The 11,902-nt window shown below is 63.0% G+C and carries 12 protein-coding genes; 9 read left to right on the top strand and 3 right to left on the bottom strand.

The window, feature by feature from the left end:
- Positions 1 to 790: 790 nt before the first annotated feature.
- From RKP46_RS06380 to RKP46_RS06345, 8 genes are all read left to right on the top strand, one after another.
- Entirely contained in the window at positions 791 to 1,972 is a 1,182-nt protein-coding gene (locus tag RKP46_RS06380; RefSeq protein ID WP_311105865.1) for a hydrogenase small subunit, read from the top strand.
- Positions 1,959 to 2,993 (top strand): hydrogenase 2 operon protein HybA, encoded by a 1,035-nt coding sequence (hybA, locus tag RKP46_RS06375; RefSeq protein ID WP_311105864.1) that lies wholly within the window; start codon positions 1,959 to 1,961, stop codon positions 2,991 to 2,993. Before RKP46_RS06380 ends, hybA begins: the two co-directional genes overlap by 14 nt.
- Positions 2,990 to 4,159: a Ni/Fe-hydrogenase cytochrome b subunit gene (hybB, locus tag RKP46_RS06370; protein ID WP_311105863.1), complete on the top strand. Its 1,170-nt coding sequence runs from the start codon at positions 2,990 to 2,992 to the stop codon at positions 4,157 to 4,159. The genes hybA and hybB overlap by 4 nt, the downstream gene beginning before the upstream one ends.
- A gap of 21 nt (positions 4,160 to 4,180) precedes the next feature.
- Complete coding sequence (locus tag RKP46_RS06365; RefSeq protein WP_311105862.1) at positions 4,181 to 5,884, top strand: nickel-dependent hydrogenase large subunit; 1,704 nt, start codon at positions 4,181 to 4,183, stop codon at positions 5,882 to 5,884.
- A gap of 77 nt (positions 5,885 to 5,961) precedes the next feature.
- The gene (locus RKP46_RS06360) at positions 5,962 to 6,456 is read left to right on the top strand and encodes a HyaD/HybD family hydrogenase maturation endopeptidase (protein WP_311105861.1); all 495 of its coding nucleotides are present in this window, start codon (positions 5,962 to 5,964) and stop codon (positions 6,454 to 6,456) included.
- A 1-nt stretch (position 6,457) separates the two neighbouring features.
- A complete protein-coding gene (locus tag RKP46_RS06355) occupies positions 6,458 to 6,769 on the top strand; it encodes a HypC/HybG/HupF family hydrogenase formation chaperone (RefSeq protein ID WP_311105860.1) in 312 nt (103 codons plus the stop codon).
- The gene (hybE, locus tag RKP46_RS06350; protein WP_311105859.1) at positions 6,766 to 7,392 is read left to right on the top strand and encodes a [NiFe]-hydrogenase assembly chaperone HybE; all 627 of its coding nucleotides are present in this window, start codon (positions 6,766 to 6,768) and stop codon (positions 7,390 to 7,392) included. The genes RKP46_RS06355 and hybE overlap by 4 nt, the downstream gene beginning before the upstream one ends.
- A gap of 83 nt (positions 7,393 to 7,475) precedes the next feature.
- Positions 7,476 to 8,354, top strand: a complete 879-nt coding sequence (locus RKP46_RS06345; protein WP_311105858.1) for an alpha/beta hydrolase — start codon at positions 7,476 to 7,478, stop codon at positions 8,352 to 8,354.
- On the opposite strand, the gene msrA is transcribed toward RKP46_RS06345, so the two are convergent.
- Positions 8,293 to 8,841, bottom strand: a complete 549-nt coding sequence (gene msrA, locus RKP46_RS06340; protein WP_311105857.1) for a peptide-methionine (S)-S-oxide reductase MsrA — start codon at positions 8,839 to 8,841, stop codon at positions 8,293 to 8,295. The two genes, RKP46_RS06345 and msrA, sit on opposite strands and share 62 nt — an antisense overlap.
- A gap of 175 nt (positions 8,842 to 9,016) precedes the next feature.
- On the opposite strand from msrA, the gene rarD reads away from it, so the two are divergent.
- Positions 9,017 to 9,904: an EamA family transporter RarD gene (rarD, locus tag RKP46_RS06335; protein ID WP_311105856.1), complete on the top strand. Its 888-nt coding sequence runs from the start codon at positions 9,017 to 9,019 to the stop codon at positions 9,902 to 9,904.
- A 57-nt stretch (positions 9,905 to 9,961) separates the two neighbouring features.
- Here rarD and RKP46_RS06330 read toward each other — a convergent pair whose 3' ends face one another.
- The gene (locus RKP46_RS06330) at positions 9,962 to 10,369 is read right to left on the bottom strand and encodes a hypothetical protein (protein ID WP_311105855.1); all 408 of its coding nucleotides are present in this window, start codon (positions 10,367 to 10,369) and stop codon (positions 9,962 to 9,964) included.
- Between the two features lie 213 nt (positions 10,370 to 10,582).
- Positions 10,583 to 11,725: a porin gene (locus RKP46_RS06325; RefSeq protein WP_311105854.1), complete on the bottom strand. Its 1,143-nt coding sequence runs from the start codon at positions 11,723 to 11,725 to the stop codon at positions 10,583 to 10,585.
- Positions 11,726 to 11,902: the final 177 nt, after the last annotated feature.

Here is an 11,902-nt window from a genome sequence, read left to right as displayed (position 1 = left end):
CCTGCCCCGCATGGGCCTGCTCCAGCAGCCGGGAGAACTGAGTCTTCGCTTCGTGTACGTTGACGATCACTGCCATTGACCACCTCATATGGACTAACTTACTGGACTAAGGCTACAACAGTCGCGGCGGACGAGCAAGCCTTGCGTCGCGTCGACAGCCGCGGCGCGCGAGATTTGGCGCCGCGGCGCAAAGCCGCTCAATCGTGATAGCGTCCTTGCAGAAATTCGATACGGCCGTGCTTGAGGGTATGGACGTAACGATCTTCCTGGGGCCGCGCAGCGCCGACTCGACGAGTCCGAGCACGTGCGAGGCGAAATTCGGCACGCGCTCGCCCGGCCAGATGAGGAAGGGAGAATTCGCCACGACCTGCCGCAGCTTGTACCCCGTGCTCGCGCACGAGACATGACGACCGCCCGGATTCGATCCAGAAGATCAATAGAGAACTCCTGCCCGCACAGAAGCATGCCCAAAGCTTGGCCTTGGCGCTGACGGCCGGAGGCGTTGATTGTGCCGGAGCTTCAGCACTGCCAGGAGACTCCGCTGCAACGCAAGCCAGAGCAGCCGACGAGGTGCCGACTGGAAACAAGGTTTCCATTTTGTCGCGCAATCGCTAAGCAATCTATTCCTGCGACTTTCATGGTCTCGTCATAGCAGGCTCTTTTATTGACGTTTTCCGCTCTGGCACGCTTCTTGTGTGCGCAGAGGTCACGACAAGGAGCGCGCCCTGTCGTCGAGCCGAAACGGCAACGTCCCGACCGACGGTCGAGCGCATCAGGAGGGGAGGGAAGGATGGCAAACACAAGCCTGCTGAAACTGCAGGGAAGCCGGGTCGTTACGGCAGCAAGCGAGCGGCTCGGGCTGTCGCGGCGCGAGTTCCTCCAGTTCTGTACCGGCATGGCGGCGAGCCTTGGCTTGCCGCAGGGCGCCGATGCTGCCGTGGCCGAAGCGATTGCGACGCAGAAGCGACCCTCGGTGATCTGGCTGCATTTCCAGGAATGCACGGGCTGCACGGAGTCGATGTTGCGCGCCGAGCACCCGACGCTGGAGCGGCTGATCCTCGACGTGATCTCGCTCGATTACCACGAAACGCTGTTTGCTGCCGCCGGGCATCAGGTCGAGCAGGCGCGCAAGACGGCAATGAGCGAGAACAAGGGGCACTACGTGCTGGTCGTCGAAGGCGCCATTCCGACGCGGGATGGGGGAATCTACTGCAAGGTGGGCGGGCGCACGGCAGTCGAACTGACCAGGGAGTGCGCCGCCGATGCCGCTGCAGTCATCGCCATCGGCTCGTGCGCCAGTTGGGGCGGCATGCCGTCGGCCGACCCCAATCCGACCGGCGCCTCCGGCGTCGCTGCCGTGCTCGGCAAGCCGGTGGTGACCATCCCCGGCTGCCCGCCGAACCCCTACAACTTCCTGTCGACGGTCGTCCACTTCCTGACCTTCGGCAGCCTGCCGCCAGTCGATGAGCTGGGTCGGCCGAAATTCGCCTACTCGCGCCTGGTGCATGAGAACTGCGAGCGGCGTGCGCACTTCGACGCCGGACGTTTTGCCATGGACTTCGGCGACGAAGGTCATCGCAAGGGCTACTGTCTGTACAAACTCGGTTGCAAGGGGCCGGAAACCTACGCCAATTGTCCGACGATCCTGTTCGGCGACGCCGGCGCGGGAACCTGGCCGGTGGGCTGCGGCCACCCCTGCATCGGCTGCACCGAGCAGGGAATCGGCTTCAGCAAGCCGATTCACATGCTGGCCAAGGTGAAGAACGCCGAGCCGCCGCAGCAGTATCCGCGCATCGTCGAAGAGAAGGGAAGCGGCGCAACGCTGGCTTCGGCCGCCATTCTGGCCGCGGTTGCCGGCGCTGCCGCCGGCGGTACAGCCATGGTGGCGCGCAATCTCGGCCTCTCGCACAAGCTGGAGGAGGCAGAACGCGCAGCCGCCAGCAAGACGGAGCTTGGCAATGGACAACGATAGATCTGCCTCAACCGCGCCCGTCGGCAACCGGCGCGAGTTCATCCGTGGCTGCCTGGCAGCCGGCGGGGCGGCACTCGCCGCTGCGACGACGAGCCGCCCGGCAGCCGCCCGCGAAACCTACCAGCGTCCGCCGGAAGCGCTCGGTCTGCTCTACGACGCGACGCTATGCATCGGCTGCAAGGCCTGCGTCGCCGCCTGCAAACGCGCCAACGACAACCCGCCTGAGTTTTCGACCGTCGACAAGCTGTGGGATACGCCGCTCGACACCAGCGGCTACACCTTCAACATCATCAAGATGTACCGCCACGGAACGATGCAGACGAAGGACGCCGAAGAAAACGGCTACGCCTTCATGAAGACCTCGTGCATGCACTGTGCCGATCCGTCGTGCGTCTCGGCGTGCCCGGTAACGGCGATGACCAAAGATCCGACGACGGGTATCGTCGCTTATGACGCCGAAGCCTGCGTCGGCTGCCGCTATTGCGTGGTCGCCTGTCCGTTCGGCATCCCGAAGTACCAGTACGACTCGCCGACCGGCAAGATTGGCAAGTGTGAATTGTGCCGCCATCGCTACCAGGACGGCCACTATTCGGCCTGCGCCGAAGTCTGTCCGACAGGTGCCACGCTTTACGGGCGAACCAGCGACCTGTTGGCCGAAGCCAAGCGCCGCCTGGCGCTCAAGCCGGGCAGCCTGACCACTTACCCACGCGGCAACCTGAGTGGCGGCCCTGATCAAAGCTATGAGGGCTACGTCGGAAACTACAAGCAGCACGTCTACGGCGAAACCGAGTATGGCGGCACGCAGGTCCTCAAGCTTTCGGCGGTCGATTTCGCGAAGGTCGGCATGCCGTACCTCTCACCCAAGTCATCGGCGTCGACCTCGGAGACCATTCAGCACACGCTTTACGGCGGACTGCTGATGCCTTTCGCCGTCCTCGGCGCGATGACTTACGTCGCCAAGCGCAACGTCAGTCGCGCCGGTGAGGCGCCGCCCGAAGCGCCGGGAGGAGAAGGCCGATGAGTACGTTACACCATGCGCCGCCAGCACCCGTCGGTGGCAGCCTGTTTGGCGCCACGACGCTGATCTGCGGTGTCCTGATGACGGTCATGGCGGCGATCATCGTCGTTCGCATGTTTTTCGGCCTCGCCTCGGTGACCAACCTGAACGACGGCTATTCGTGGGGTTTGTGGGTCGTCGGTGATGTCTTCATCGGCTCGGCACTTGCCTGCGGCGGTTTCTCGGTCGCCCTGCTGGTCTATATCTTCAACCAGGGACAGTATCATCCGCTCGTCCGGCCGGCGCTGCTCGGCAGCCTCTTCGGCTATACGCTCGCCGGCGCCGCGATCACCGTCGATCTCGGCCGCTGGTGGAACTTCTGGCACATCTTCTGGCCCGGGTATTTCAACGTCAACTCGGTGATGTTCGAAGTCGCCGCGTGCATCACACTGTACATCATCGTCATGTGGATCGAGTTCTCGCCGGTGTTCCTCGAGAAGCTCGGCATGCGCGAAGCGCGCCAGAAACTGAACAAGGTGCTCTTCGTCTTCATCGCGCTTGGCATCGTTCTGCCGATGATGCATCAGGCGTCGCTGGGTACGATGCTGGTCGTCATGGGCGGACAGGTCAACCCGCTCTGGCAGACACCGCTGCAGCCGCTGATCTATCTCCTCTCGGCGATCATCCTCGGCTACGGCGTCGTCCTCTTCGAGTCGTGCGTCGCCGCCTCAGCCTATCGCCGGCAGATCGAGTTGCACCTGCTGAACCCGATGGCGCGAGTCATGCTGGGCACGATGGCCTTCTACCTGCTCGTCCGCTTTGCCGACGTCATCTGGCGCGACGCACTTCCCCTCGCTTTCCAGGCGAACTACGTTGCGCTCAGTTTCTGGGTCGAAAACGCCTGTTTCATCGCGCCTTTCTTGCTCATCGGCAGTGTCGAGGCGCGGCGTAATCCGGCGCGTCTGTTCCTTGCCGGAGTCGCCGTCATGCTCAGCGGAATCCTGCTGCGCCTGAACGGCTTCCTGATCGCTTTCGACACAGGGCCCGGCTGGAGCTACTTCCCTTCGGTAGCCGAGTTGCTGGTCACTCTGGGGATCTTCGCCGCCGAGGTTTTCGGCTACATCTACATCACCCGCCGCTTCCCGGTGCTGCCGCGCGAACCCGCGCCAGCCCGCGCCGCGCAGGCCTGACGCGCTTTCCAGGAGACCAGCATGTCGCAAAGAGTGACGATTGATCCGGTAACCCGTATCGAAGGCCATTTGCGTGTTGACGTCGAAGTCGATGGTGGCAAGGTCAGGAAAGCCTGGGCTTCCGGTCAGATGTGGCGCGGCGTGGAGAACATACTGGTCGGTCGTGATCCGCGCGACGCGTGGGCCATCACCCAGCGCATCTGCGGGGTGTGCACGACGGTGCATGCGATCGCTTCCGTACGCGCGGTGGAGAACGCGCTGCAACTCGAACTGCCGATCAATGCGCAGTACATCCGCAACATGATCATCCTGGCGCATGCAGTGCATGACCACATCGTGCATTTCTACCACCTCTCGGCGCTCGATTGGGTGGACGTGACCAGCGCGCTGCGCGCCGACCCCGGCAAGGCAGCAAGCCTGGCCGAGAGCCTGTCGACCTGGTCGGGCAACAGCAAGGCAGAGTTCACCAAGGTCAAGGATCGGCTGAGCGGCTTCGTCGGTACCGGCCAGCTCGGCATCTTCACGAATGGCTACTGGGGCCATCCGGCGATGAAACTGCCACCCGAAATCAACCTGATCGCCGCCGCGCACTACCTGCAAGCGCTCGAAGTGCAGCGGCACGCGAACAAGATCGTCAGCATCCTGGGTTCGAAAACGCCGCACATCCAGAACGTCGCGGTCGGCGGAGTAGCCAATGCGCTGGCCGTCGACGCGCAGTCGGTGCTGTCGGTCGAGCGCTTGTTGGCGGTCAAGACCTGGATCGACCAGTTGGCCGACTTCGTCAAGAACGTCTACCTGATCGACGTCGCGGTCGTCGGCGGCTCGTACCCGGAATGGACGGCGATCGGCCGCGGATTCGTCGATTACCTGTCGGTGCCCGACATCCCGCTCGACGGGAAGAACACTCGATTCGCGCTACCCGGCGGGCACATTGCCAACGGCGATCTGGCCAGCTTCAAGGAAATCAAGAGCCATGCCGACGCCTACTTCAGGGACGGGGTTGCTGAATCGGTCAAGCACTCGTGGTACCAGGGGGGCAAGGGTCCGCTGCATCCGCACCAGGGCGAAACGCGGCCGCAGTACACCGATTTTCAGGACGACGGCAAGTATTCCTGGCTGAAATCGCCTACCTTCTACGACAAGCCGATGCAGGTCGGCCCCTTGTCGCGCGTCCTGGCGATGGTCGCCGCGCAGCACCAGCCGACGATAGACTACGCCACGCGCGCCCTCGACCTGGTGTCGACGGTCGCCAAGACCAAGGTCGGCCTGGATGCGCTGCATTCGACGATCGGTCGCCACGCGGCACGCGCCATCGTTTGCGCTGTCGCCGTCGACCAATTGGCCACCCAATGGGACCTGCTGCTGGCGAACATGGCGAAGGGGGATCTGAAGACCTTCAACAAGCCGACTTTCCCGCAGGGTGAGATCGCCGGCTTCGGCGTACACGAAGCCCCGCGCGGCGTTCTCTCGCACTGGATCGTTATCGCCGACGGCAAGATCAAGAACTACCAATGCGTCGTTCCGACGACCTGGAATGCCGCACCGCGCAACGAAAAGGACGCGCCAGGTGCGTACGAGGCCTGCCTGGTGGGAACACCGGTAGCCAATCCGGAACAGCCACTTGAAGTGCTGCGCACCGTGCACTCCTTCGATCCGTGCATCGCCTGCGCCGTCCATGTCGTCGACCACGAAACGCGACCGGTGGTCAGGGTCGATCCCGCCTGATGCAGCCGCTCGGACGCAAAGCAGCAGGCCTCGCGGCGTGTTCACCGCCATCGCGGCAGTGCGGCTGAGGCCGGGCAATGCGCGTTGTCGTTCTCGGTGCCGGCAACATTCTACTTGGCGACGAGGGGCTGGGCGTCCGCGCCATCGAGCGCCTGCCGCTGGCCTATTGTCTCCCGGCGTGCATCGAGCTGATCGACGCTGGCACTTGTGGTATGGAAATGCTTGAAGAACTGGAGGACCTGGACGCCTTGATCGTCGTCGACGCGATTCGTGCCCAGCGCGAACCCGGCACGTTGATCCGTCTGGTCGGCGAGCAGGTGCCGGTATTTTTCAGGACAAAGCTCTCGCCGCACCAGATCGGCCTGTGCGACGTCCTCGCGACGCTCGAGTTGCTCGCCCGGGCTCCCCGCTACACGGCCATTCTCGGGCTGCAGCCGCAGTCGCTGGCGCTTGGCCTTGAACTCACCCCGGTGGTCGAAGCTGCCATGCCCGAGCTGCTTCGCATGATCGTCGGCGAACTCGGCGCGCTCGGCGTCCACCCCGCGCCGCGCGAAGCTGCGCGGGTCACCTGAAATGTGTCTGTCGCTGCCCATGCAGATCGTCGCCCACACGGACGACAGTGCTGACTTCGCTATCGTCGAGCGGCGAGAAGTTGGCTTCATCCGCCGCGAGCGGGTAAACCTGATGCTCATCGGGCCACAAGCCATCGGCACCTGGGTACTGGTCGCCCTGGGTCTGGCGCGCGAAGTGGTCGCCGATGCTGAGCGCGCGCTGATCGAGGACGCTCTCGCCGCACTCGCGGCAGAACTCGCCGGCAACTACGACCCAGCCGCTCATTTCACTGACCTGACGAGTCCGGATCAGCACATGAGGAGACAAACGTGAGCAGCGGCTTTCGCCAACCGGCGTTTCGCGATGAACTACCGCCCGCAGCCGACATCATTGGCGAAAACCCAGCGCCTCGCCTGACCACGATGTATCGTCGCATCTGGTTCGAGACGATGCATGAGATGCCTTTCGTCAACACTGCGCTGTCGGTCGAAGCACTCGGTTTTCAACGTTGGCAACCGGGCAACCCGGCAACGACCGACCCGGCCGCGGCGCTGCTCGACGGGCACCCCGGCGCGGCAGCGCCAGCTCCCGCTGGCGACTGGATCGGCGCCGTGATCACGCCCTGGTTCATCAATGTGTTTCTCCTCCCCGGCGGCGGAAGCCTGTGGTCTGATCGGCGGCGCGGCGAACGCTGCTGGCTCGAATTCCCGATTGGTCCGCTCGAATTCATCGCCGACCATGATCCGACAGCAGAGGTTGCGACCTTCCAATACTGTCCGCTCTTTGCTCCACCCAGCGAGTTCTCGTCACAAACGGCAGCGCGCGCCGCCGCGCTTGCGGCACTGGCTGCGATGTTCGAGCCGCTGCCCGGCGCCCCCCGCTCAGCGGCCGCGCCATCGACAAGAAAACCTGGATCGTCTCGGCGCGCTTTTTTCCGTCGGATCTCTCAGGGCTGAGCGCCCAAAGCCGCATCAGCGGCGTATCATGGTCGGCGTTCCCGCGACGCACCCGCGCTGCAACTCTCTTGCTGCCCTGTCCGATGACGCACTTCGTTGCTGACGATGGAGAGAAGATCCACGTCAAGATTTCCGGTGACGGTCCGCCCATCGTCATGTTGCACGGCTGGACCGCCAGCCATCGCGAATGGGGACCTTTTCTCGACCAACTGACCCCCGACTACCGCGTTTACCGCTGGGATGCGCGCGGGCACGGCGGCCACCGCCTGCTATGCGACACGGTGCCGACGGTGCAGCGCATGGCGCGCGACCTGCGCAACCTGTTCGACCACTACCAACTCGACCAGGTGGTCGCGGTCGGGCACTCCTTGGGCGCTCTGACCCTGTGGCAATACATCATGGAGAATGCTTGCCGAAATCTGCGCAAGGTGTGCTTCATTGACCAGTCACCGAAATTGCTCACCGACGATAGCTGGTTGAACGGAATTTACGGCGATTTCGACCGCGAACGCTCGACTGCCTTCCTCCGCCACCTGGCGAGCGATTTTGCCGAGTCCGTCCTCCGCCTCGGGGGCATGGGTCTCAACCCACGCGCTCGCGAAAAGTATCGCGACCATCCGCAGAGCCTGGACAAGGCGCGCAAATGGCTGCGCGAACAGGACCCGGCGCCGCTTATCGCGTGCTGGCAAAGCCTGACCGAAGCCGACTACCGCGCCACACTGGACCGCATCGACATTCCCGCACTGTTGGTCTACGGTGGAGCGAGCAACTACTACCGCAGCGAAACCGCGCACTACGTCAAGAGCCGGATTGCCAACGCCGTGCTGCACGTTTACGAGGGCACCGATCACTCGCCGCACCAGTGGCAACGCGAGCGCTTCATCCGCGACCTGCGCGACTTCATCGACTCGCCTTCAAGCGACCGACGAACCGTTTGCGAAACTTCGCCAGCTTCGGACTGACGACGAATTGGCAATATCCTTGGCCGGGGTTCTTCCGGAAGTAGCCCTGGTGGTACGATTCAGCCGGGTAGAAGCGTGGCGCGGGCAGCACCTGGGTAACGATCGGCGCCGGCCACAACGCCTGTCGGCTGAGCTCGTCGATCGTCTGGACGGCAAGCTCGCGCTGCTCGGGAGAATGAACAAAGATCACCGAGCGGTACTGCGTCCCCACGTCGTTACCTTGCCGGTCAGGCGTCGTCGGATCGTGGATCGCGAAGAAGACTTCAAGTATCTGCTGGTAACTGCATTGCTGCGGGTCGAAGCTCACTTGCACGACCTCGGCGTGCCCCGTCGTCCCGGCGCACACCGCCGCGTACGTCGGTTCCTCGAGATCACCACCGCAGTAGCCCGAAACAACGGATTCAACGCCGATCAGTTGCTCGAAGACCGCCTCAAGACACCAGAAACACCCTCCGCCAAGCGTCGCCATCTGATTCCCCGGCTGCATCTCTGCTCCTCCTTCGCGTGTTTGATCATCTCGCGCAGCGCCTCGCGCTGCGCGCGCGGCCGGAGCAAGACGCACCTCAGACGCGCAGTTCGCTCCGAACCACCTAGCCTACAGCAAATCCCGCCGACTGCGACAGCTTGCGCGGCTAGCCGATAGTGGCTCAGGCACTGAGCGAATGAGCAGCAACTCGCACCTGGTCGGCGTCGGTTTCGGGCTGCTCGCTTACGGCATGTGGGGATTCTTTCCGCTCTTCTTTCGCCAGTTGTCACACGTCCCGCCGCTTGACATCCTGAGCAACCGCGCCGTCTGGGCCTGCGCCTTCGTCGCCGTGCTGCTCACGCTGCGCCGCGATTGGCGCAAAGTCCTGGCCGCACTGCGGACGAAGCGACAAGTCCTCATGCTGGCCGTAGCGGCGCTCCTGATCGGCAGCAACTGGCTGGTGTTTCTCTGGGCGGTGGCAAACCAGCAGGTCATCGCCTCCAGCCTCGGTTACTTCCTGACCCCGCTGGTCAACGTCGTGCTCGGTCTGCTCATCCTGCGCGAACGATTAAATCGCCTGAAATGGATCTCGGTCGCACTGGCCGTCGCCGCGATCGGCAACGAGATCCTCTGGCTCGGCAGACTTCCCTGGGTATCGCTGTTCCTTGCCGGGACCTTCGGCACCTATGGGCTCGTGCGCAAGCAACTGCCAGTCGATGTCGTCTCGGGCCTCTGGCTGGAAACGCTGGCCATGCTGCCTTTCTGTGGACTGTACGCACTTTGGCAGGCCGAACTCGGCCACCTCGTTTTCAGCGGGCACGATGTGACGACGATGTGTCTGCTGATCGGTGCCGGAGCGCTCACGGCACTGCCCCTGCTGTCCTTTTCCGCCGCCGCCCAGAGGCTCGACCTGGTTACCCTCGGCATGCTGATGTATATCAATCCGACCCTGCAGTTTGTCACCGCAGTCTGGGTCTTCGGTGAAGCGATGCTGATGCCCCGCCTGCTCAGCTTCGCGCTGATCTGGTCCGGTCTGCTTGTTTTCAGTTGGAGTGCGTGGCGCGAATACCGCGCCGCCGGATGATCGATCACACACTAGCGCCGAAGGTTGAACCAGCGAGCGGCGCGGCTGGCTTACGACCTATTCGTCGATCTCCTCGACGCTGACGTTGCCCTTGCCCGAGCGCTTGATGCGATATTTCGTCCCGTCCTTGCCGGTCCAGCGAGTCGCTGACGGTGGCACCTTGACGCCGTCGATGGTGACATTCCCGTTGACCACGCTGATCCCGCTTGCCTCAGCGTCATCATCCCGGCTGGTCGTGACACGCGTCCCGGGCGAATGCGTGATCGACGACGAAGTCTTGCCTGGATTGACGTAGACACCGTTCGCTTTGGTCCCGGAAGACGCCTTGCCAGTGTTGACGTTCACGCCATCGGCACCGCCTGTGTTCACGTTGACACCGCCCGCTCCACCGACGGAAACGGAAACCTGTGCCGCAACAGATCCCGCGGCGCACGCGAGCACGACAGCGATAAGCATTGCTTTCATGCGAATAGCACTCCTTTCATTGGTTCTGCCGACGCTTCCATGTCGGAACGTCCGCCGGCACGACACCCCACCCTGACAAGCTTACAACGCGCGACGCGACGAGCGGTGGACCCTGCCAACGAAACGCCTGCGCAGCAACGCTCGACAGGCCTCGGCGTGACAAACAAAACGGGCGCCGAAGCGCCCGTCGATGCTGCACTCGAGAGAAATCGGTCAGAACGAATGCCGAATCCCTGTACCCAGCGTATAGTTGCTCTCGCCGACCGCACCAATTCCTGCGCCACCGTTGGCGACCTGCGTCTGAATGGCGATCGAATTGCGGTCGTTGTCGATGAACGTATAAGCGACATAAACCGCCGTCCGCTTGGACAGCGAATGGGTATACATGGCGCCCCAGCCGGTGCTTGCGCCATCCGACGCGTTCTTCCGGTCGATCGACAGCTTGCCGTAGCTCAGACCGATCACGCCCGACTTGAACACTGGAACGCTGATCCCGACGGTCCACAAGGTGTTGTCGTCGATGCCAAGGGTCGTGGCGTTCTTGTTATCCAATGCCTGATAGCTGGCATACGCCTTGACGAACTGGAAGTCCCAACTGCCGCCGAGATACCACTCGTTGATATCCTTACCGAGGCCAGCCGCGTTCGGATAGCCGACGGTGACGTTCTGCCGGCTGTGATAGACGGCGTCAAGATTGATCGGACCGCGGGCATAGTTGACCCCCAGACCGAGCAGGCCATTGTCACTGGTGCTCGTGTTGTTCAAGCCACCCACCGCATTTTCGCCGAAGCCGTAAATGGCCTTCAACGTCAGACCCGACATGTTGCCGCTGGTGTAGGAAATCGAGTTGTTATAGCGCGATGGGCTGTTTGGCGTGATCGTGTTGCCGGCATAGACGCTGAAGTTCGACTGGATGCTCATGTCGGTCGCTTCCAGTGCATCGTTGTTCGCCGTCGCGTCAAAGCCTGGGGCGTACTGACGGCCCAGGGCAACGGTACCCAACTTGCTTTGCAGCCCGACAAACTGCTGCCGCGCGTTCAGCCCACCGGTGCTCCCGACCCCCGCGTTAGTGTCCAGCTCGAGCGCGTACTCCAGCGTGAACACCGCTTTCAGCCCATTGCCGAGCGCCTCTTCGCCCTTGAAGCCGAGGCGGTTGCCTGCCGTGACGCCACCGCCAGCCAGTCCGCTGAACTTGTTCGTGCCGGGAATTCTGACGCCCAGGCCGTTTCGACCGGCATCACCTGCGCTGTATACATAGCCCACATCGGCAACGCCATAAACGGTGACGTTGGTTTGCGCGGCGGCAGTACCCGAAGCGAGACCCGCAATGGTCAACGCAATGAGCTTCTTTTGCATAGGGACTTCTCCAATAGGTGGGCAAACGTAAGAACTAGAGATGGCCCGCCGCGGCTGGTCAAGATGAGGACCACCCGGGCGCTGGAAACGGATTCTGACAGACGCGCAAGTGGTGGGCAAGGCTTGGCGCGAGGTTCACGGGAACAACGCGCGATTTGTCTCATTTCCGTCACAGAC

This window comes from Accumulibacter sp. (genome assembly GCF_031732815.1).
Classification (GTDB): Bacteria; Pseudomonadota; Gammaproteobacteria; order Burkholderiales; family Rhodocyclaceae; genus Accumulibacter.
This window is presented reverse-complemented; position numbering and strand designations above follow the sequence as displayed.

Coding starts and splice junctions, on each gene's coding strand:
- RKP46_RS06380 (WP_311105865.1), top strand. CDS start 791: ATGGCAAACACAAGCCTGCTGAAACTGCAGGGAAGCCGGGTCGTTACG.
- RKP46_RS06345 (WP_311105858.1), top strand. CDS start 7,476: ATGACGCACTTCGTTGCTGACGATGGAGAGAAGATCCACGTCAAGATT.
- RKP46_RS06330 (WP_311105855.1), bottom strand. CDS start 10,369: ATGAAAGCAATGCTTATCGCTGTCGTGCTCGCGTGCGCCGCGGGATCT.
- hybA (WP_311105864.1), top strand. CDS start 1,959: ATGGACAACGATAGATCTGCCTCAACCGCGCCCGTCGGCAACCGGCGC.
- rarD (WP_311105856.1), top strand. CDS start 9,017: ATGAGCAGCAACTCGCACCTGGTCGGCGTCGGTTTCGGGCTGCTCGCT.
- hybB (WP_311105863.1), top strand. CDS start 2,990: ATGAGTACGTTACACCATGCGCCGCCAGCACCCGTCGGTGGCAGCCTG.
- RKP46_RS06355 (WP_311105860.1), top strand. CDS start 6,458: ATGTGTCTGTCGCTGCCCATGCAGATCGTCGCCCACACGGACGACAGT.
- msrA (WP_311105857.1), bottom strand. CDS start 8,841: ATGCAGCCGGGGAATCAGATGGCGACGCTTGGCGGAGGGTGTTTCTGG.
- RKP46_RS06325 (WP_311105854.1), bottom strand. CDS start 11,725: ATGCAAAAGAAGCTCATTGCGTTGACCATTGCGGGTCTCGCTTCGGGT.
- RKP46_RS06360 (WP_311105861.1), top strand. CDS start 5,962: ATGCGCGTTGTCGTTCTCGGTGCCGGCAACATTCTACTTGGCGACGAG.
- RKP46_RS06365 (WP_311105862.1), top strand. CDS start 4,181: ATGTCGCAAAGAGTGACGATTGATCCGGTAACCCGTATCGAAGGCCAT.